Here is a 21,526-nt window from a genome sequence, read left to right as displayed (position 1 = left end):
GACATATGATAAAAAGATGAAAAAAAGAGAAAGAAAGAGAGAAAGTCAATGAAAAATCATCTAAAGATTTTCTTTTAACTAAAAATAGTTTCGTATAGAATTTAAATGAGGCAACCAAATAATATTTCGTAGAACCTTTTGAAAAGGAACAAAGGTTACAAAAGATAAACCTGCCAAAAGGGAACGCAGGTTACAAAAGAGTAAAGAAAATTACGTGAGGCAACACGGGGATTTATATTCAAAACATTTTTATAAATACTTTATGCAGTCTTAAATTTTCTTTAATGCATTATTATCATACGGCACCTTGCTGTCTTTCATTCTGTGATGCCTTTTTAATCTTTAAGTAACCATATTGACAAAATTTTTAATTTTGGTATAAAGAAATTAACAAAGGGTTGTAGAACATACTTACAGGGCAGCACAAGCTACAATAAATTAAGATTCCTAATTTAAGGAAGGCTACAACCTAAAAATCATGCTTTAAAGGAGGTGATATGAGGAGAGTTTAAAGATAGAAAGAAAAAGACAATAGAAGTGTATCTAAGTTAAATTTTCTAAAAAAAGGAGGATTAAAATGAACACTAAATTATTGAGATTTCGAACCGTAGTTCTAATCCTTTTGATGTTTGTGGGGTTAGCAAATGTTGTCTTGGCAGGCGAGCAGATGACTAAACCCACACATATCATAAAGTTGTGGATTGGTAGAGGTCAAGCTTTGGTGGATGGTAAACAAATGACTTTAGACACACCTCCAATGCTTTATAATGGCACTACAATGGTTCCTTTAAGGTTCATTGCCGAAGCCATGGGGGCCAATGTGAAATATGACCCTACTGAGCAAAAGATAATGATAACTGGTGGTGAAACAGGTCCTGCAGAAAAAACGCAATTTGACGTAATTCTTAAAATTGGTAAAAATCAAGTATTAGTTAACGGGGAACAAAAAACCATTGATGTGCCTCCAATGCTATATAATGGTCGCACAATGGTTCCTTTGCGATTCATTGCCGAAACTATGGGAACCAATATAGAGTGGAACTCTGTAGAGAAAAGTGTTACTATTACCTGGTCTACTAACGAACTTGGGAAAATTTGTGTTTTTAAGTTTAACGATATAAATGGTAACGGAAAGCAAGACAACAATGAGCCAGCCCTACCTGGATGGACAATTATAATCAAAGATTCTTTTGGCAATGTGATAGGCAAGGGAGAAACAAATAAAGAAGGCTACTATTGCGTTGATGCTAAACCCGACAACACCTATACCATTTCTGAGGTGCTACAAACAGGCTGGAGCCAGACCTATCCCGGAAATCCGGACACCTACACTGTGAGCGTTAAACCCGGCCAGACAATTAATGTCATTTTCGGAAACCAAGAAAAACATTGTTGCCTTAGTTTTCAGTTCAATGCTGGCCAAGATGACAAATTTGCTCCCGGCAACTCTGAACCTGCATGCTGTTCCTGTAATCAATCCGTAGTAGATTGGTGTTATAAAGACTGGAACCAGTATCACCCAGAACAGAATTTCCCGGGTTTTACAAACTTTGACGCAACAGAGGGTGAAAAGTGGTTTGCTCAATGCTTCACTTTGCCAATGGGCAATTGCATCAAATCAGCCAAACTGACATTTCTTGCTAAACCACTCTCAGGAAACTCTGCAAATGACACTATCACGTTTATTATTGGCAATAACCACTGGACATACTACTTTGGCTCTTACAATAGCATACAGGGTCTACTTTCCAATCCATGGAATACTTATCCACTACTACCATTCCAGATTGACCTTTCAAATCTTCCTGGTAGTGTTAACCTTTTATCCTCACTAGATAGCGAACGCAATCTGGGTATAGTAATACAAGATGATACAAGTATAGACAGCATGAAACTTGATTTGACATTCTGCGAATGTAGTGAGGCTTTGGCTGTAGAACCTGTCCCTGGTGCAGAAATTAACGTAGAGCAAATAGCAGACAAACCAATTTTAAAACCAATAAAATGTAATACAAATGACAAAGGTGAATTTTCATTTTCAGTTCCTGAAGAAGAATTCAAAAACCTACCTAATGAAATTATCCTACAGATGAAAATTGTACCGCCAAACGGATGGACTGGGATAAGCTCTTCAAATGTAGTTATTGTAAAAGTTGAAAAATCTAATGGACCCAAGTTTGATTTTGTTCTTTTATGGCAAAAGGAGTATAGTAAATCAAATAAAGGACATTTTGCCATTAACGCAAGGGCTCAAAGTTGATACCCCAAACAAGTAACTGATATTTTATCACTGCCGTTCGTTTAGTTGAACGGCAGTTTACGTCTAAGATGTTGTTTTCCTTTGATTCCAATTTTGGTTATGATGTTTTTGCAAGTTCATATGCTTTTTGGAAGTGTTTAAATAGAGCTTAAAATAAATGTTTTTCTACGGATTAAAAAAAGTGAATTTTTCTAATCAAGATAACTGGAATTTTAAATAATGTTTTAGATAAAGAATAGACAAAATCCTCAACTTATTCGATAACAGGTTATGGACAGAAAGTGTACTAAAATAAAAACTGGCTCCCCGTGTAGGACTCGAACCTACAACCTAGTGGTTAACAGCCACCCGCTCTGCCGGTTGAGCTAACGGGGAACCTAAGCTCTAATATAGGATATTAAATTTTTACTTTTTGTCAAGAGGCTAAAAGCCTTTTAAGTAAATAAAATATAAAAATTAAGTAGCTATTAAAAACAGATTTTTGCCAGTAAAAAACAACTTTTTAAACTTTCTTTTCGAGCACTTCGCAAAATAGAGGAATATTTATTCCACAGCCAACGCAATTCCCACATCTACAATCTTCGGTTATAAAACCACTTAGGGCCTTATTGAATTCGCGTTTTAAAAACAATTTTGAAACGCCTGTTGAGATATGATCCCACGGAAGTTTAGTATCCAAAGGAAATGCTGAAAGATACAGAGTTTCATCAACACCAACTTTAGAAAAAGCTTCTTTCCAGATGTTAAAGTTAAAGTATTCACTCCAAGCATCCATTTTTGCTCCTAATTTAAAGGCTTGCTCAATAACATCGCCAACTTGCCTATCTCCTCTATCAAGCGCAACTTCTAACGCACTCATTTTAAAGTTAGATATATCAACCTTTACATTAGGTAAATTAAGTTCTTTTAAGAGGTATTCTCTTTTTTCGTTAAGAGAGTCAAAACTATCAAAGGCTGCGAACTGAAACGGTGTATGTGGTTGTGGCATAAAAGGATTAATACTTAAGTGGATTTCAAAGGGTTTTTTGAAGGTTTTATTTTTATTACCGACTTTTAGCATCTCTTTTGTTAATGTTACAATTTCTTTTACATCATCCATTGTCTCGGTTGGTAAGCCGATAATGTAGTAAAATTTGAGGGTATGAAAACCTAACGAAACAGCAGTTTCAACAACTTTAAGAATTTCATCTTTGGAAATCGTCTTATTAATAACATTTCTCAACCTATCTGATGCTGCTTCTATGGCAAAGGTTAAACTATGAACCCTTTGCTCTAAAATTACCTTTCCAAGGTCAGGAGTAAATTTATCTATCCTCAAAGAAGGAAGCGAAATCGAAACATGAAACTCTTCGGTTAACTTCTTCATAAGGGCAATTAACTTATCCATATTTGAGTAATCGCTTGTGCTCAATGAAAGAAAAGTAATCTCTTCGTAACCTGTGTTTTTCAAAACTTCTATTGCATCATGTTCAATACGATTTATACTTCTTTCTCTTACTGGTCTATAAACAACTCCTGCTTCACAAAACCTGCAGCCTCGAGTGCATCCACGAAAAATCTCTATATAAGCCTTATCCATAATCACTTTTCCAAAAGGAACAATGGGCTTAATGGGAAAGTAAGAATGCTCAAAATCTTTTATTGCATCTTTAACAACCACTTTTCCATTCTTTTCTACATATAAGTTTCCTTGCTTTTCAAATTCAAAAAATTTAGGGACATATACGCCCTTCAATTGAGAAATGGCATATAAAAACTCATCTTTGTTTTTAATTGTTTTTGCAAGATTAAGAATTTCTACAAATAAGCGTTCTCCTTCACCAAGCACAAAAAAATCAATAAACTTTGAAAGAGGCTCTGGATTATAAGCTGAGGTGCCTCCAAGAAACACTATGGGTTTTAAGCGTTCTTCCGCATAAATTGGGATATTTGCAAGGTCAAGTACATTCAAAATATTTGTGTAATCGAGGGCAGTTTGGCATGAAAACGCTACAAAATCAAAACGATTTAATGGTGTTCTAGACTCAAGAGAAAAAAGAGGAATTTTATTTTCTCTTAAGTATTTTTCAAAATCATCAAGAGGAACAAAAGCTCTTTCAAGTTGAATATCCTCAATTTCATTTCCAAGATGGTATAGTATTTTAAAACCTAAAGAAGACATACCCACTTCATACACATCGGGGTAAACAAGAGCAACTTTTATCGAGGCACTCATTTTATGAATACTATTCAACTCATTGCCAAAATAGTAATACGGTTTTTTAAACTTTAAAAGTTTATAATCTTTCACCATATGACAACTCATCTTTAAAATTATAAACGCTTACGACAAGGCCTAAAGCAATGAAATTGGTAATTGTGGAACTTCCCCCAAAACTCAAAAATGGTAAAGGGATTCCTGTAACTGGCATTATACCAATATTCATTCCCATATTAACAGAAACTTGGAATAAAAACATTGCAAAAACACCTAACGCTATCCCTTTACCTAATTTATTGCCCGTTAAAGCAATCGACCGAACGATAAAATAAAACAAATACAAAAATGAAAATAAAATAATTATCACGCCAATAAATCCCCAAATTTCACCAATTGCTGAAAAAATAAAATCTGCATATTGCACAGGCACAAAACCCAATCGAGTCATTAAACTTTTTTGAAACCCGTTACCAGATAATCTTCCTGATCCAAAAGCTATCATAGATTGAAGAACATTATAACCGCTTCCAAGGGGGTCTCTATAAGGATTAAAAAATGTAAGAATTCGCTCAATCTGGTATGGTTTTAAAATTTTTGGTAAAAATGGAATCATAGCAACCGCACCTGCAATTATAGATAATGAATATTTTAATGGTAAGAAAAATGCGATAAATATAAAGAATATGAAGGCGTAAACAAGTGAAGTCCCCATATCAGGCTGAAAAAAGACAACTAAAGCAAAAGGTATAATAGAAATTAATCCAAACACGAACTTTTTAAAATTAGTATACTTTCCTTCAAAAATCCAAATTAACATAAGTATTAAAGTAATTTTTGCAAACTCTGAAGGCTGAATTGAAAACAAACCAAAAAGGTTTATCCATCTTCTTGCACCATTAGTAATAACTCCAATTAAGAAAACGGAAATAAGTAAAATAAAAGTAACAACATAGAGCAAAACTGTATAATACTTTAGAACCCTGAAATTAATTGAGGATACAATAAAAAGAAAAATGATGCCAATTGTCGTGTAAACAATTTGCCTCAAAAAAAATTTCTCTGCATTAATTACATATAGCGCACTAAGAGAATAAAATGTTAAAACAAAAATTGCAATTAAAACACTTAATGGAACTTTTCTCACTTTTCTTTCTTTACCGAACGAACTGGCACAATTGCCTCAAAAACTTGTTTTGCTTTGCACTTTTCTACTTTTATGCTAATTGCTTCCTTTTCTATATCAAAATATTTTGATAAAGTGTTAATTAATTCTTGTTTCAAATTTTCGAATTCCCTAGAAGATAGAGAAAGCCTATCCTGTATAAGGATAAGTTTTAATCTTTCTTCTGCAACACTACTTGCATCTTTCTTTGTTCCATTATTAAAATCAAAAATACCCATTATTCTCTCCTAAAGATATTTCCAAAAAAACCTTTTGGCTTTTCTAATTGTATAGGTATATCTTCACCTTCCAATCTTTTCGCAATTTGACCAAACTCCTTTGCAGAAGGTGAACCGGGAAGATAATTTACCAAAATCTCTCCCATATTAGTAGTTTCAATAATTGCCTTATCTTCTGGCACAACACCCAATACATCTATATCGAGTATATTTACAATGCTTTCAAAATTAAGGGCTTTCTTTTTTGAAACAAGATTAATATCATACCTATTAATAATAAGACTTATCGATAAAATCTCCTTACTTTCAACGATTCCTATTACCCTATCTGCATCTCTTACAGAGGATACGTCAGGAGTCACAACTATTAAAGCCTCTTTTGCAGGTGCAACAGATGACTCAAAACCCTTTTCAATGCCAGCTGGAGAATCAAGAAGCACGTAATCAAAATTATTTTCTAATACCGATACAACATCTACAACTCTATTAACATCAACATCATCTTTACTATGAATCTGTGAAGCGGGTAATAGGAACAAATTTTCAATATGCTTATCTCTTACAAGCGCTTGGTTTATCTTACACTTTCCGTTAATAACATCTATGATGTTAAAAACTACCCTATTTTCAAGTCCCATAACCACATCGAGATTCCTCAAACCAATATCCATATCAATTAAAACTGTGCTTTTCCCGAGTTTAGCAAGAGATGCACCAAGATTAGCAGTAATTGTAGTCTTTCCAACGCCCCCTTTCCCGGCAGTTACAACTATTACCCTACCCATTTTTGCCCCTCCTCACTGATTTTGGTTCTCTTTCAACAAGAGTTTTAAAAGAAATTGTATCATTTACAACTTCTATCATTCGAGGTTTTCTTGATCTATCATTCACGTTCTGGAAATCAACAACTTTCCCATTAACTTGTAAATTTGTAGGCTGGAATGTTAGTGCAACAACTCTTCTTCCAGCTCTTACAGTTCCTTTAATTGCACCAAATACATACAGATCTTTAGTTACTTCTACTTCTGCTCCTGGATTGATATTACCGAGTATCACAACATCTCCATCGAAGCTTATGAATTGACCCGATCGGACTGTGTGGTCTATAATTAATACATTTTGATTTTCATCTCTTAAAGCACCATAAACTTTCTCTTCGTTATTAATTCTAAAGGAAACTCCTATATCACTGAAAATCTTTTCTATTAAACTAACTTCATCACTTGACAATACCTTTCCCTGTGTATCGATGTATAAATATCCTTTACTAAAAAAATTTCTTTGGTTTAAAACAAGGCCTTTCATATACGATATAACATCACTAAACGGTGCATTTGGGTCAATTTTCAATACTACATTACCATTAATACCTTTGAACGTAACTGGAACATTTCCCATATTTACCTCCATTACTAATTTATATCTAAAAAAAATTTTTAAGCAAATCTCTCATAAGAGGGGCAAGAGAACTTGAATAAGGAAATTTAGAATACTCAAAAAAGAGCAAACCTAAAGCCGAAGGGTCGTCTTTTGGAGCAAAAGAAACAAGCCAATGGTGAACACTTCCTTCTTTATCACCAACTTCTGCTGTTCCAGTTTTCGCACAAACCGACATTCCATTTATCTTTACGATACTCATACTTGGTTTATTGGCAACTCCTTCTAAACCATCTTTCAAAACTTTTAATGTCTTCTCCTTGAATTTATATTCAACTCTTATCTTTGGAGTGTATTCAAAGATAACCTTTGAGTTTGGAGAAACTACTTTACTAATAAAATGTGGAACTAAACCAACGCCATTATTAGCAATGAGTTGATAAAAAGATGCAACTTCAATTGGAGTAAGTGAAACATACCCTTGACCTATGCTCATGTTTGCAGTATCGCCAAGATACCATTCTTCATTAAATGCCTTTTTTTTCCACTCTTTAGAAGGGATAATACCCTTAACTTCGAAAGGAATGTCAATACCTGTTAATTCACTAATCTGAAGAGTTTCTCCCATTTCGCTAAGGCGATCAACTCCTGTTAAAAGACCAAGTCTATAGAAAAAAACATCCGAAGAATTAGCAAGTGCAATGGATGCAGTTTGCTTACCAAAAGCAGAAGGATAAATCCAATCCTTAAAACTCCTATCGCCTATAGTTAAGTAAGGTCCGCAATCAATTACTGTATTTTCAGTAATGACATTATTTTCAAGTGCTGTAATTAGTGTAAGACTTTTAAATGTTGAGCCGGGTGGAAATCGAGATTGAACTGCTCTATTTATAAAAGCATTTTTTGAGAGTAAATCGTTGTATTCTTTATCGCTAATACCTTTTACAAGTAAATTCGGGTTAAAAGTTGGATGTGATACCATTGCAATAATCGAAGCTGTTTTTGGGTCCATGGCTATTGCAACGCCAGTTCTGTCGCCAATGATTTTTTCAAGATTCTCTTGCACTTTGATATCTATTGCTAAGTAAATATCACTGCCAGGTATAGGTGATTGCTCAAAGATCACTTTTGTTGTTCTTCCAGAAGCATCAACTATTACTTCTTTCTTTCCTTTAACTCCTCGAAGGTATTTTTCGTATTGAAGCTCCAAGCCCTGCTTCCCAATAACATCGTTAATACCGTAATAATCATCACTTTTTATATCATCAAGAGTAACAGGGCCAACGTAGCCAATAAAAGAGGCTCCAATCTCTTTAAAAGGATAATATCTTATAAAATCAGTTTTTACAAAAATACCTGGAAGGCTCTCAGAGTTTTCCTCTATGAAAACACGTTCTTTATCTGAAATATTTCTCTTAATCACAATTTCTTCGTAAGATGGAAGATTTGCCTTGTTAATCTTTTCTTTAATTTGCAAATCTGACATGTTGATTACTTTTGAAAGTAAAGTAAATTCAACTTCTGGATCTTTCACAAAATCCATTATAACTGCAACACTATAAGATGGAATGTCTTCCGCAAGAACTATTCCATTTCTATCAAGAATCCTCCCTCTCATGGGCTGGGTTTCCATAATACGAACACTTCTATAGGTAGATAATTCGTAATAGTAGTTGCCCTGTATAACTGTAAGATAATAAGAACGTAAAGAAATTGTAAGAAAAAATACCAAAATAAGAAAATAGAGAAAATAAACCTTATCAAACTTTTGCTTTGCCATAGGATATTAGATACATGATAAAAAGAATCACAGTTGATACCAAGAAGTTATAGAAAAAAAAATCAAAAGAAACAACCAAGTTTTTAGAAGAGATATTTATACCAAAAAAAAGCAAAATGAAAACTGTTAACAAGCCAAAAATTTTTGGCGTTTTCAACCTTTTAAAAATTGATTTATACAAAAACACTCCAATAACAACCAAAGAAGCATATTCTCCCATAAAATTCCCAAAAATGAGGTCATTTATTAAAAGAAGAGCAATATTTAAATATAAATTAGAAAAATCAATTACTAAGTCAACCACAAGAAAAGAAACTGTAAACAAAAAAGGAATTTTATTACTGATTGCGATATCAAAAAGTAGAAGCACAAGGTAAATTACTATTGTAAAAATATCATTTTTTCTCATAGGAAGTAATAACCAAAACGTTTTTAATTTTATAGAAATCTAATATTGGCAAAAGAGTAAGTTTCTTCTCGCTAACGTTTTTATTTTCTATCTTTACAAGTTTACCAACAAAGATATTTGGTGGGTAAATATCACTTAACTCGGTTGTTACAAAAACATCACCAATATTATCCGCTAACTTATAAGAAAATTTTGTGATAGAAAGAGCATCTCCTGTGCCTTCTAAAATATCAACACCATAGCGGGAACTATTAGTAACACTTATTCTAAACGCCTTATTTGTTATAAGCATAACTTTTGAAGTTTTTTCGTTTACACTCTGAATAATTCCAACCAAAACAGCGTTCTCACCATCATTTGAATACACAACTGGCATTTTCTCAGTTATACCGTCATTTTCCCCTATATCTATTACTATAAAATTGTTTAACTCGTCGTAAAATATCACATGGGCTCCCTTCATGTTTAGAGTAAGTTTCGACTTAATGCCCAATAAATTTCTAAGTTCTTGGTTCTCCGTATAATAACCCAAAAGAAGTTTTAATCTTGCTTTAAGAATTTCAATTTCATTTTTTAAATCTTCGTTTTCTTTGATAACTTCTGCTCCCTTTTTAACACTCATAAAATAGTTTTCTATATTTTGAAATGTATTATTAACAGTAAAAAGTAAATTTTTAATCGGTTCTAAAACTAAAAAATCATAAATTCTACTAAAAGTAATGCCATAACTTGCAATTCCTGCAACAAAAATTAACAATAATACTAACGAAATAACTATAACAAGTATCTTTTCATTAGAGGAGTGCATCTTTATAAAAATCGTAGTTTTCGAGCACTTTACCAGCACCAATTGCAACAGAAGAAAGAGGGTCGTCTGCAACTGTTACAAGAATTCCAGTCCTATGAGAAAGGAATTTATCAATATTTTTTAGCAACGCTCCTCCTCCAGATAGCATTATGCCCCTATCCATAACGTCTGCAGCAAGTTCTGGCGGGGTAATCTCTAAAGTTGATTTAATGACGTTGAGAATCTCTTCTAAAACTGGCTGAATTGCCTTTCTTATTTCTTCAGAAGTGATTGTTATAGACTTTGGAAGCCCATCCACAAGGTCTCTTCCTCTTACTTCCATCTTTTCTTCTTTTTCTAAAGGAAAGGCGTTTCCTATTTTCAATTTTATTTGCTCTGCAGTAACATCTCCTATCAAAACACTGTATTGACGCCTTACATAAGAAATTATCGCTTCGTTCATCTCATCGCCTGCAATTCTTGTTGACTTGCCAACGACTATCCCTTTTAAAGAAATCACAGCAACTTCTGTGGTGCCACCACCAATGTCAACAATCATTGAACCACGCGCTTCCTCAACTGGAAGGCCTACCCCTATTGCCGAAGCAAGTGGCTCAGGAATTGTTTGCGCTTGTCTTGCTCCAACATGTAAGGCTGCGTCAATAACTGCTTTCCTTTCAACCGGAGTGATACCACTAGGCACCCCAATTAACACTATTGGTCTAAATATACCCCGTTTTCCACCTGCTTTTGTTATGAAGTAATCAAGTAAAGCTTCGGTTGTTTCAAAATCATTAATTACGCCATCTCTAATGGGGCGAATTACCTCAATCTCAAAAGGAGTTCTTCCAGCCATTACCTTTGCTTCGTTTCCAACTGCAACTACTCTTTTATCAGAATTAATAGCAATTATAGTTGGTTCCCTTAAAACAACCCCTTTACTTCTCACATAAACCACGCTATTTGCAGTACCTAAATCAATTGCAAGTTCTTTAGAAAATAAACTCATTTTCCACCTCACTAATCTTCTTTAGAATTTTTTCTATTTTTAAAATAGGCACGCCTATTACATTTGAAATTTGACCTATAACTTCGTTTACAAAAATTGATCCTAAACCCTGAATTGCATAGCCTCCTGCTTTGTCAAATCCTTCTTTTGTTTTTACATACCTAAATATCATTTCATCGTCAATTGCATCTATAAATTTAACTTTTGTAATTTCATAATCAATAATACTCAAATTACCTTTAACACAGGAAACTCCACTAATCACTAAATGTTCCTTACCCAAAAGTTGTTTAATCATACGCACATTTTCTTCAATATCTTTAGGTTTTCTAAAAATAAGTCCATCAAGAGCAACAACAGTATCAACTCCTAAAACTGGTAGTTTTTCTCCATCTTTACTTATTAAATACGCCTTCATGTAAGCATTGAAAATTGCCGTTTTAATTGGGTCATTTTCAAAAAACTGCTCGCTATAATTTACCTTTTTTACTTCAAAAGTATAACCAAACTCTTTTAAATAATTTATCCTTCTTTCAGAATTACTAGCAAGAATAAATTTCATGTTAGGACAAACATAAGAGCAAAAATCAAAATGCCTATTATTGTGCCTGTATTCAATTTCAATTCAATGCCAAAAGTAAGTTTTAAAAAGACAAGGTCGATGTTAAGTGTAGGTATGCCGAAACTCAAACCGTAATCAAAAATTGGAAAAATCTTTCCAATAAATATACCCAAAGCAGTGCCTAAAATTAACCCCAATAAAAGAAAAACCAAAAATCTTCCAAATGCAAACTTTCTCATCTTTTTTCCAGTCTATTATATATAGCAATACCTAAAACTCCAATAAGAAAACCTGCAAGTCCTCCAATAGGAATTAAAAAAAATACATAGTATAAAAACAAGGTATTTTTGGTAACAAAGTAAACAAAAATAACTTGTGTAATATTATTTGTAATACCTCCTACTGTACTTATGCCTTTAATTGATATTCTATTTTTTAAAAATAGAAAAAGTATTGCCATTACAACAGCGGATAAAACCCCACCAAAGAAACTGGTTCCAAACGAAATCCAGTTTATACTCCCCCTAAAGATAGAGGCTACAATAGTTCTGATCACTGCAACGATAATTCCATATTTTGCACCAAAAAGCATCATTGCAAGAAGTGTTGAAAGATTTGCAAGTCCAAGTTTAGCACCAGGAATTAAAGGATATATCTGCGGAGGTTCGATGAGATTTAAAACAACCCCAATTGCAATAAGCACAGAAAGGTAAACAATTCTTTTAATACTACTTTCAATAGGAAGTTGTGTCGACATACTTATCATCTCCTACAATTGAGATTGATATTCTATTTGGAAGACATACAATGGATTCTCCAACTTTTGAGATTTCTCCTTGTTTAATGCATAACTTATCTTTACAAGTAGACTCAATTACTCTAACTTTTCCCTCATTAACAGTTACATAGAGGAAACCTTCTTTACTTTTAACAAGAACGGGGCCAAGATTTGTTCGATCTGAAATTGGAACTTTCATGAATAACTCACCATCACTTAAAATAACAAGTAACCTTTCTTTGGTTCTCTGTAAAAAATAATTAATAAAAATGCCAAACAATAGCGATACAATAATAAGAACAATTACAAATTTATCACCTATTTTCAAATTCTATACTCCCCGAAAGACTTTCACTGTAAAAAACATTTAACGAAGTATCAACAACAACCGCTTGAATATTTGATTCCGAAGCAAGTTTCAAAGCATCATCTTTTCCCAATACAAAAAGCGCTGTTGAAAATGCATCTCCTACGTAGCCATCTTTAGTGATTGCCGTTGCAGACACAAGTTTTTTTGCAGGACTTCCACTTCTTGGATCTATTATATGGCAGTATCTTTCTCCATTTAACTCAAAGTATCTCTCGTAATCACCAGAAGTTGCAACAAAATTACCTGACTTCAATTCCAAAACTGCTATCACACCATTAGAGCGTGGGTGCTTAATTCCTACCTTGAAAATCTTATTTGGATCAATACTATAAACATAAACATTTCCACCCATATTTACGATGGCTTTTATTGGCTTGTTTTTTTCAATGATTGCTTTAATTTTATCAAGGGTGTAACCTTTTGCAATGCCTCCAAGATCAATTGCTTCACCTTTTTTCTTTAAAAAAACTTCATCTGAATCTATAACAAGATCGTTTATATCTGTAAGTGTAAGAGATTGCTTTATCTCACTTAGAGTTGGCACTCTGTAGTTTTCATCCTTAAATCCCCAGATCCTTAAAACAGGTGAAATCATAATATTAAAAGCGCCATTTGTCTTTTCAAACATCTCTTTCCCTTTATTAATTATCTCAAGAGTATCATCACTTACCTTAACGGGTTTAACTCCTGCATTTGCGTTTATTTTTGATACTTCAGAATTGGGATTGTAATCATCAAAAAGAGAAGCAAGATAATTTATTTCTTTCTCAATTTCATCTGCTATTTTTTCCCTGTTAGCTCCAAAGATATCAATCTCAATGATTGTATCCATACTGTAGATCTCTCTATGGAGATTCTGAAAATTTACATAGTAAAAAATTAAGAAAAAGATAAGTAAAGCAACTATAACAACTATAGGAAAAACAAGAACTTTTTTATTCATAAATACCGAGGTCCTCCCCACAGAAGTCACACTTCCCGTTGTGTGTATGGTTTTCGACAATTTCAAATCCGTGCCTTTTTATAACTCTTCTTTTACATTTGGGGCAATACGTATCTTCATACGGATGTCCAAGGACATTGCCTATGTAAACAAAATTTAAACCTTCCTCAATACCGATATTTCGAATCTTCTCAAGTGTTTCAACTGGTGTTGGATATAGGTGTGATAGGTCAAGATATGGATAGAATCTTGTTAAATGCCAAGGGGTATTTTTTCCAAGATTGTCTCTAATAAATGCTGCAAGATTCCTTAACTCCTCAAGATTATCGTTAATTGTTGGAATAATATTGGTAACAACTTCAACGTGCATATTCCATTTCTCCTTTGCATATACAACACTTTCGAGGATTTTTCGATAATCAAATATTGGAGTTATTTTATTGTAAGTTTCTTGAGAGAACGCCTTTATATCCACACGAAACACATCAAGGTAAGGCCCAATCATATCCAAGCCTTCTTTGGTGATAGAGCCATTTGTTACATAAACAGTAAACAATCCTTTTGTCTTTGCAAGTTTGGCTGTTTTGTAAGTATACTCAAACCAAATAGTCGGTTCATTGTAAGTCCAGGCTATCCCTCTTGCCTTATATTTTAAAGCAAGAGAGACAGCCTCTTCTTCCGTAATTTTTTCTGAAATAAGACTCAAATCAAAATCCATTTTAGTAAATCTTGAAATCTCAAAATTTTGACATCCTCTACACCTAAAGTTGCATCCCCAAGTGCCAAAAGAAAGAACGGTGCTACCTGGAAAATAATGAAATACAGGTTTTTTTTCAATTGGATCTAAAGCCCAAGATGAAACATAGGAATCAAGTAATGTAAAAAGCTTTCCGTCTTTGTTAATACGCACCCTACAAATACCCGTCTTACCCTTTGGTATTATGCATTTAAAGTTACATAGATTACATCTTACCTTATCACCTTCGAGCTTTTCCCAAAGGAGGGCTTCTTCCATTCTAAATTTCTCCTTTTAAAAACCTATCGATCGATTTTGCTGCAGCTCTACCTGCTCCCATTGCAGTTATAACGGTGGCAGCGCCAGTAACAATGTCGCCACCTGCAAAGACACCTCTAATAGAGGTTTGCGAATTCTCATCCACAAGAATCTCGCCATGCTTTCCAGTTTTCAAGCCTAGGGTTGTTTTGGCAATAATAGGGTTAGGAATAGTGCCTATTGCAACAATTGCCTCATCTATATCAATCGTAAATTCAGAACCCTCAACTGGAATTGGCCTTCTTCTTCCAGATGAATCTGGTTCACCTAACTGCATTTTTATGCACTCAACTTGTTTTACAAAACCATTTTCGTCACCAATGTATCTTACAGGATTTGACAAAAGGACAAATTCAATACCTTCTTCTTCTGCGTGAACAATTTCTTCTGCTCTTGCTGGCATCTCATCTCTTCCTCTTCTATAAATTAGATAAACATGCTCTGCTCCTAACCTTAAAGCAGTTCTTGCAGCATCCATTGCAACATTACCACCACCAATTACAGCAACTCTTTTTGCCCTTTTAATTGGTGTGTCGTATTCTGGAAATTTATAAGCCTTCATCAAATTAACTCTTGTTAAAAATTCATTTGCAGAGTAAATACCGCCTAAATTTTCGCCAGGGATATGCATAAACTGAGGCAAACCTGCACCACTCCCTATAAATACCGCACTAAATCCATCTTCAAAAAGTCCTTTTATTGTTCTTGTTCTACCTATTAAAAAATCAAATACAAACTTTACCCCCATCTTTGTTAACATTGATATCTCTTCTTCTACAATAGATTTTGGTAACCTAAATTCTGGGATACCATATACAAGAACACCACCTGCAACATGAAAAGCCTCAAAAATTGTCACATCATACCCAAATTTTGAAAGATCAGCAGCACATGAAAGTCCTGCAGGTCCTGCACCAATAATTGCAACTTTTTTACCTTTTGGTGCTTCTTTTTTGGGGAGTTGTGCATTTCCTTTCTTTCTGTTTTCAATATCCCAATCTGCAACAAACCTCTCCAATCTTCCTATGGAAACTGGATCTCCTATCTTTCCAACAACACACACGGCTTGACATTGCTCTTCTTGAGGGCATACACGTCCTGTTACAGCAGGTAGCAAATTTGACTCGTGGATGATATCAACTGCCAATTGAAAATTTTCCTCTCTAATTGCTTTTATAAAAGCAGGGATGTTGATATGAACAGGACAACCATTAATGCAGGGATGTGTAGGACATTGTAAACATCTATTTGCTTCAATTATGGCTTCCTCTTTTTTATATCCTAAAGGAACTTCTAAAAAGTTTTTCCTTCTTTCTGTAGCCTCCTGTTCTTTCATCGGAGTAACCTTTTTATTAACGTTCATTATTATTTACCTCCTTTGAAAAGTTCCAAGGCAATTTTTTCTTCTTCCTTATAAATTGAAAGTCTTTTCATAAGTTCATCAAAGTCCACTTGATGTGCATCAAAGTCTGGACCATCGGAACATGTAAACCTGGTTTCTCCACCTACGGTAACTCTACATGCACCACACATTCCCATGCCACAGACCATTAAAGAATTTAAACTCACTATTGTCTTTATCTGATATTTTTTTGTCATATCTGCAACAGCCTTCATCATTACCGCAGGCCCAATTGCGAATATTCGCACTATATCTTTTTCATTTTCTAAAACCTTTTCTAAGACATCTGTAACAAAACCCTTTTCACCATAACTTCCATCATTAGTTGCAATTAATAATTTATTTGAAGAAAATTTCATCTTTTCTTCCCAAAACACATAATCTTTAGACCTAAAACCAACGATACTGATAACGTGATTGCCTTCTTCTTTTAACTTTCTTGAGATTGGATAAACTGGAGCTATTCCAATGCCACCACCGACACACACCACTTTTCCAAACTTTTCAATTTCTGTTGGATTCCCCAAGGGTCCTGCAACATCAGAAATAAAATCTCCTTCATTTTTTTCGGCTAGTAGGTGTGTAGTTTTACCAACTTTTTGGAAAACAATCGTAATAGTCCCTTTAGCTCTATCAAAATCTGCAATTGTCAATGGGATTCTTTCTCCTTTTTCATCAACTCTTACAATAACAAATTGCCCAGGTTCTGCCGTTTTAGCAATGCTTTTAGCATCAAGAACCATTAGCACCATTTGTGGACCCAAGATTTCTCTTTTTAAGATCTTGAACATACTACCTCCTTCTTAACCTTTAAATTTGCTTTTCGAAATATTTCAAAAAAATTATTACAAACTGTATCAACAATATTTTTATAAGGAATGTTTTTTATTTCAGAAGCTAATTTATAAACATATTCGACAAATTGAGGTATGTTTCTTTTACCTCTTAATGGCACTGGAGATAAATAGGGTGAATCAGTTTCAAATAACAGTTTACTTAATGGAACATATGAAAGAGCGTCTCTTAAATCTGACCTGTTTTTAAATGTTACCATCCCCGAGAATGATATAAAAAAACCTCTATCAAGCACTTTTTTTGCTTCTTCCTTTGAATAATCAAAAGAATGAAACACACCGTTATAGTAATGTGTGTTATCTAATATTGCAATGGTATCAAGAAAAGCTTGTCTAGAGTGTATTACAATTGGCAAATCCATTTTCTTTGCAACATCAATCTGCTTTTCAAAATAATCCTTCTGCAAATCCTTTGGAGTTATATCTCTAAAGTAATCAAGCCCAATCTCTCCTAAGGCAATAACCATAGTATCGGTTAAAAGTCTTTCAAGTTCTAACAAAAGGGAGTGAGAATTAGGAACATCGTAAGGATGAAAGCCAATACTCGAGAATACATTTTCAAAATCATGAGCCAAGGATATAGCCTCTTTTGAACTCTCCAAATCATATGCAACAACATTTATTAGAATATCTTTAGTTAAATTTTTTTTTATTTCTTCTTCTGAATAATACTCCTTAAGAACATGTGCGTGTGAATCAATTAACATCAACTAATTTTTGCTCCTTCTTCTATATCGGTATCAATTGTAAGTAGCGTAAGCTTTTCTTTATCGCTTGTTGATGCAGCAAGCAACATTCCTTGAGAAGTTAAACCCATAATTTTTCTTTCCTCAAGGTTTGCAACTATGATTATCTTTTTATTCAAAAGATCTTCTGGGCTATAGAATTTCCCGATGCCTGCAACAATAGTCCTCTGCTCATTTCCTAAAGAGAGGGTTAACTTTATCAATTTTTCAGAATTTTTGACACGTTCTGCTTCTAAAACTTTTGCAACGCGTAGATCGACTTTTGAGAAATCTTCGTAGGTAATTTTTGTAATACCAACATTAGACTCTTTACTATCAGAAGTATTTGGTCCTCCAACGATTTCTATTTTTTCCTTTTCAAGACGAGGAAATATAGGATTGAAAACTTCTATTGTCTTAATACGGATTAATTCTTTGTATTCTTCAATTTCTCTTTTTTCTACGCCAAACTTATCCAAAACAAACTTGGTTACCGACGGCATAAACGGTTGTAATAAAGTGCTTACATAGGCAATCCCTTCAAGAAGAGTTTTTAGCACAATATCAAGCTTTTCAGTTTCTTTTGTAAGTTTCCAAGGCTCTTTCACTTGGATGTAATTATTCAAATATCCAATTAAAGACCAAACACTTTCAAGAGCATTAGAAAATGCATATTTTTCCATTGCTTCATTAAATTGTGGAAACACAGAACCAACAAAACTAACAAAATCTGGATCGGAAGATGTTATTGGCACTACCGAATTTTTGTATTTTGAGAGCATATTAAGTGTCCTGTTGATTAAATTTCCATAATCATTTGCAAGATCTGAATTATAACGCCTAAATAGAGACTCCATTCTAAAATCTGCATCAAGCCCAAAAACCGCTTCTCTTGAAAGATAATATCTTAGCACATCTACACTGAAATCAAAAGGAATTTTAGCAAGTACAGAAAATTTTTCGGCAAACTCTACCGGGTCAACCACATTACCGAGCGATTTAGACATCTTTGCACCCTCTATATTCCAAAAACCGTGTGCAAAAATCTTCTTTGGTAGAGGAAGGCCAACACTTAAAAGCATTGCAGGCCATACAATACCATGGAAACGTGTAATATCTTTTCCGATGAGATGTAAATCTGCAGGCCAAAATTTATTGAACATGTCTTTATTTTCTAAGAACCCAACCGAAGTAACATAATTGATAAGTGCATCATACCAAACGTATATGGTATGGTCTTGATCAAATGGCACTGGAATACCAAATTTAAAAGATTTTCTTGTAACCGAGATATCTTGAAGGCCACCCTTCAAAACATTTAAAAGTTCATTGTATCGTGACTCAGGTTCAATAAATGTAGGATTTTTCTCGTAGAATTCAAGCAAAATATCTCTAAACTTACTCAGTTTAAAGAAGTAATTATCCTCAGAAACCCTCTGCACATCACCGCCACAGTAAGGACACTTTCCATCAACAAGATCAGAATCTTTTAAAAAGGTTTCATCTCTTACACAATACCAACCCTCATATTTACCTAAATATATATCTCCTTTTTCATACATTCTTTTGAAAAATTCTTGGACCACCCTAAAATGGTCGGGATCACTTGTTCGTATAAATCTCGAATAAGAAATATTAAATCGATCGAAAATGTTTCTCCAAGTTGCGCTTGCATCATCTACAAACTTTTGCGTGTCAATTCCTAATTCTTTAGCCTTTGCTTCAATTTTTTGAGAATGTTCGTCGGTTCCTGTTGAGAAAAAGACATCAAACTTAGTTAAACGTTTAAACCTTGCAATTACATCAGCAGAAATTGCCTCAGACACTGACCCTATATGTGGTTTTGAATTGACATAATAAATTGCGGTTGTAATGTAGTAGGACTTTTCCATCTTTAAACTCCTTTTTTCAAATTAATTTGCTAATTGCATCAATTGCGTTTGCGATTTCGAACTTGACTAAACCAAGGTTACTTACATTCTCTGCAAAGACAACAAGAAAGCTACCATTCTTTAAGGCTGAAAAGATAATCCTTCCTGTAGAACCGCTAATAATACTTTCGTTAAACTTACCAAACTTTGAAAGACTAAGTAATTCTGATAAATACCCTTTTAAAGAAGATAGAAGGTAAGATAATTCTATTGGAGAATTATCTAAATTGGAATTTATATACAGCAAATTACCTTCAGCATCTATTAAATAGACTCCTAAAACTCCCGGCAAGTCTTTAACCTTCGAAAGAACTTTTTCCATTATTTCATCATCTCCTCTATCTTTGGAACATACTTTTTAAATAATATCCTAATTTTGCCAAGATTTAACGGTTGTCTTAAAACAGCAAACAAGTAGCAATCATATTTTATGGGTACTCCAAATATCCCATATTTATCAGTTAGAGTATAAAATTCGCTTACATTTCCCAAATTTAAATTTCTTATAGAAGTCTCAATCCCATCACAAATTGAAGTAATTTCAGCACTCACAAGTGCTACCTCAAAATTCTCTTTTGCATAAATTGCAACAGGCAAACCATCTCTACCTGTAATTCCAACTAAAATTACTTCAGCAATCTCTTCACTTAAATTTCGAACGATTCCCTCAAGTTCCATTAGTTGCCTCCAATTAGGTGTATAGCCTCAACACAATTATACCAAATTTTAAACTAAAACATATTTCTGTATAATATAAACATGAAAGGTAAAACACTTGCAAATTTTATCGCAAAAGTTATTGAAGACAAAAAAGGGGAAGACATCAAAATCTTTGATGTAAAAAAGCTTACAATTATCACTGACTATTTTGTTGTCTGCACAGCAACAGCAGGAGAACATTGTAATGCAATTGCTGATGAAATCGAGGAAAAACTCAAAAAGAAAAACACTCGACCTATTTCTATTGATAGAGGAAATGATTCTTCTTGGATTGCAATGGACTATGGAAGTGTTATCGTTCACATAATGACAGAAGAAAAAAGAGGCTTTTACAATTTAGAAAACATCTGGGAGGAAATAAACCCAAAAATCAAACAAAGAAGAAAGATGAAGTCTTGACAAAATTGTATAATTTAATATAATACCTAGGAAGTAATAATTTAAATCTTTGGAGGTTGTATGGACGAATTGTTTTCTATTCATGAAGTTAAAGAAGAACTACCTGTAGATCTAAACGAAATTTATGACACGGTAATAATTGGTGGCGGTCCTGCTGGACTTACGGCTGCCATTTATGCAGGAAGATTTCGATTAAAGGCACTTCTTTTTGAAAAATTAGCAATAGGAGGACAAATTGCTGTAAGTGAGTTGGTTGAAAACTATCCTGGGTTTCCTGACGGAATAAGCGGAAGTGAACTTGTTGAACTTTTTAAAAAGCAGGCACTAAAATTTGGAACTAAAGTTCTTCTTACGGATGTAAGAAAAATTGAAAAGATCGGTGATATCTTTTATGTAGATACAGAATACGGCAGAGTCCGTTCTTGGACAATTATACTAGCAACAGGAGCTGACCCTGCAAAATTACCAGTACCAGAAGAAGAAAAATTTAGAGGCAGAGGAATTTCCTACTGCGCAACTTGTGATGCTGCTTTTTTTAAGGATAAAACTGTTGCTGTAGTTGGAG

General features: G+C 33.8%; 24 protein-coding genes and 1 tRNA gene. 3 read left to right on the top strand and 22 right to left on the bottom strand.

Annotated features, from left to right (window positions below; genetic code table 11):
* Positions 1-592: 592 nt before the first annotated feature.
* Positions 593-2,260 carry a hypothetical protein gene (locus tag K6343_06495; GenBank protein ID MEF3245606.1) on the top strand — a complete coding sequence of 556 codons (1,668 nt, stop codon included), beginning with the start codon at positions 593-595 and terminating at the stop codon, positions 2,258-2,260.
* A gap of 299 nt (positions 2,261-2,559) precedes the next feature.
* On the opposite strand, the gene K6343_06490 is transcribed toward K6343_06495, so the two are convergent.
* From K6343_06490 to K6343_06385, 22 genes are all read right to left on the bottom strand, one after another.
* A tRNA-Asn gene (locus tag K6343_06490) sits at positions 2,560-2,635 on the bottom strand.
* A gap of 127 nt (positions 2,636-2,762) precedes the next feature.
* Positions 2,763-4,553: a TIGR03960 family B12-binding radical SAM protein gene (locus K6343_06485; GenBank protein MEF3245605.1), complete on the bottom strand. Its 1,791-nt coding sequence runs from the start codon at positions 4,551-4,553 to the stop codon at positions 2,763-2,765.
* On the bottom strand, positions 4,537-5,604 hold the full coding sequence (locus K6343_06480; GenBank protein MEF3245604.1) for a rod shape-determining protein RodA: 1,068 nt from the start codon (positions 5,602-5,604) through the stop codon (positions 4,537-4,539). Before K6343_06480 ends, K6343_06485 begins: the two co-directional genes overlap by 17 nt.
* Positions 5,601-5,861: a cell division topological specificity factor MinE gene (minE, locus tag K6343_06475; protein MEF3245603.1), complete on the bottom strand. Its 261-nt coding sequence runs from the start codon at positions 5,859-5,861 to the stop codon at positions 5,601-5,603. The genes K6343_06480 and minE overlap by 4 nt, the downstream gene beginning before the upstream one ends.
* A complete protein-coding gene (gene minD, locus K6343_06470) occupies positions 5,861-6,646 on the bottom strand; it encodes a septum site-determining protein MinD (protein ID MEF3245602.1) in 786 nt (261 codons plus the stop codon). The genes minE and minD overlap by 1 nt, the downstream gene beginning before the upstream one ends.
* On the bottom strand, positions 6,639-7,259 hold the full coding sequence (locus K6343_06465; GenBank protein ID MEF3245601.1) for a hypothetical protein: 621 nt from the start codon (positions 7,257-7,259) through the stop codon (positions 6,639-6,641). Before K6343_06465 ends, minD begins: the two co-directional genes overlap by 8 nt.
* 25 nt (positions 7,260-7,284) lie before the next feature.
* Positions 7,285-9,018 (bottom strand): penicillin-binding protein 2, encoded by a 1,734-nt coding sequence (mrdA, locus tag K6343_06460; protein MEF3245600.1) that lies wholly within the window; start codon positions 9,016-9,018, stop codon positions 7,285-7,287.
* On the bottom strand, positions 8,999-9,427 hold the full coding sequence (locus K6343_06455; protein ID MEF3245599.1) for a hypothetical protein: 429 nt from the start codon (positions 9,425-9,427) through the stop codon (positions 8,999-9,001). Before K6343_06455 ends, mrdA begins: the two co-directional genes overlap by 20 nt.
* Positions 9,414-10,235 (bottom strand): rod shape-determining protein MreC, encoded by an 822-nt coding sequence (locus K6343_06450; protein MEF3245598.1) that lies wholly within the window; start codon positions 10,233-10,235, stop codon positions 9,414-9,416. The genes K6343_06455 and K6343_06450 overlap by 14 nt, the downstream gene beginning before the upstream one ends.
* On the bottom strand, positions 10,222-11,223 hold the full coding sequence (locus K6343_06445) for a rod shape-determining protein (protein ID MEF3245597.1): 1,002 nt from the start codon (positions 11,221-11,223) through the stop codon (positions 10,222-10,224). The genes K6343_06450 and K6343_06445 overlap by 14 nt, the downstream gene beginning before the upstream one ends.
* Positions 11,207-11,785, bottom strand: a complete 579-nt coding sequence (locus tag K6343_06440) for a Maf family protein (GenBank protein MEF3245596.1) — start codon at positions 11,783-11,785, stop codon at positions 11,207-11,209. Before K6343_06440 ends, K6343_06445 begins: the two co-directional genes overlap by 17 nt.
* Positions 11,782-12,024 (bottom strand): DUF4321 domain-containing protein, encoded by a 243-nt coding sequence (locus K6343_06435; protein ID MEF3245595.1) that lies wholly within the window; start codon positions 12,022-12,024, stop codon positions 11,782-11,784. Before K6343_06435 ends, K6343_06440 begins: the two co-directional genes overlap by 4 nt.
* Positions 12,021-12,542, bottom strand: a complete 522-nt coding sequence (locus tag K6343_06430) for a Gx transporter family protein (protein MEF3245594.1) — start codon at positions 12,540-12,542, stop codon at positions 12,021-12,023. The genes K6343_06435 and K6343_06430 overlap by 4 nt, the downstream gene beginning before the upstream one ends.
* Entirely contained in the window at positions 12,520-12,891 is a 372-nt protein-coding gene (locus K6343_06425) for a NusG domain II-containing protein (protein ID MEF3245593.1), read from the bottom strand. Before K6343_06425 ends, K6343_06430 begins: the two co-directional genes overlap by 23 nt.
* A complete protein-coding gene (locus K6343_06420; GenBank protein ID MEF3245592.1) occupies positions 12,878-13,876 on the bottom strand; it encodes an FAD:protein FMN transferase in 999 nt (332 codons plus the stop codon). Before K6343_06420 ends, K6343_06425 begins: the two co-directional genes overlap by 14 nt.
* On the bottom strand, positions 13,869-14,891 hold the full coding sequence (gene amrS, locus K6343_06415; GenBank protein ID MEF3245591.1) for an AmmeMemoRadiSam system radical SAM enzyme: 1,023 nt from the start codon (positions 14,889-14,891) through the stop codon (positions 13,869-13,871). The genes K6343_06420 and amrS overlap by 8 nt, the downstream gene beginning before the upstream one ends.
* Before the next feature lies 1 nt (position 14,892).
* Entirely contained in the window at positions 14,893-16,293 is a 1,401-nt protein-coding gene (gene gltA, locus K6343_06410; GenBank protein MEF3245590.1) for an NADPH-dependent glutamate synthase, read from the bottom strand.
* A 2-nt stretch (positions 16,294-16,295) separates the two neighbouring features.
* Positions 16,296-17,123: a sulfide/dihydroorotate dehydrogenase-like FAD/NAD-binding protein gene (locus K6343_06405; GenBank protein MEF3245589.1), complete on the bottom strand. Its 828-nt coding sequence runs from the start codon at positions 17,121-17,123 to the stop codon at positions 16,296-16,298.
* Entirely contained in the window at positions 17,108-17,893 is a 786-nt protein-coding gene (locus K6343_06400) for a TatD family hydrolase (protein ID MEF3245588.1), read from the bottom strand. Before K6343_06400 ends, K6343_06405 begins: the two co-directional genes overlap by 16 nt.
* Positions 17,893-19,803, bottom strand: a complete 1,911-nt coding sequence (metG, locus tag K6343_06395; protein MEF3245587.1) for a methionine--tRNA ligase — start codon at positions 19,801-19,803, stop codon at positions 17,893-17,895. The genes K6343_06400 and metG overlap by 1 nt, the downstream gene beginning before the upstream one ends.
* A 16-nt stretch (positions 19,804-19,819) precedes the next feature.
* Positions 19,820-20,164, bottom strand: coding sequence for a roadblock/LC7 domain-containing protein (locus K6343_06390; GenBank protein ID MEF3245586.1), 345 nt, complete (start codon positions 20,162-20,164; stop codon positions 19,820-19,822).
* Complete coding sequence (locus K6343_06385) at positions 20,164-20,520, bottom strand: hypothetical protein (GenBank protein MEF3245585.1); 357 nt, start codon at positions 20,518-20,520, stop codon at positions 20,164-20,166. Before K6343_06385 ends, K6343_06390 begins: the two co-directional genes overlap by 1 nt.
* 81 nt (positions 20,521-20,601) lie before the next feature.
* Here K6343_06385 and rsfS point away from each other — a divergent pair, with 81 nt between their 5' ends.
* Together rsfS and K6343_06375 are read left to right on the top strand one after the other, a co-directional pair.
* The gene (rsfS, locus tag K6343_06380; GenBank protein MEF3245584.1) at positions 20,602-20,961 is read left to right on the top strand and encodes a ribosome silencing factor; all 360 of its coding nucleotides are present in this window, start codon (positions 20,602-20,604) and stop codon (positions 20,959-20,961) included.
* A 60-nt stretch (positions 20,962-21,021) separates the two neighbouring features.
* The coding region (locus K6343_06375) for an FAD-dependent oxidoreductase (GenBank protein ID MEF3245583.1) at positions 21,022-21,526 on the top strand (505 nt) is incomplete at its 3' end.

The sequence above is a fragment of the Caldisericaceae bacterium genome (assembly GCA_036574215.1).
GTDB lineage: Bacteria > Caldisericota > Caldisericia > Caldisericales > Caldisericaceae > Caldisericum.
The sequence above is the reverse complement of the archived record's forward strand: the minus strand, read 5'-3'. Positions and strand labels throughout refer to the sequence as shown.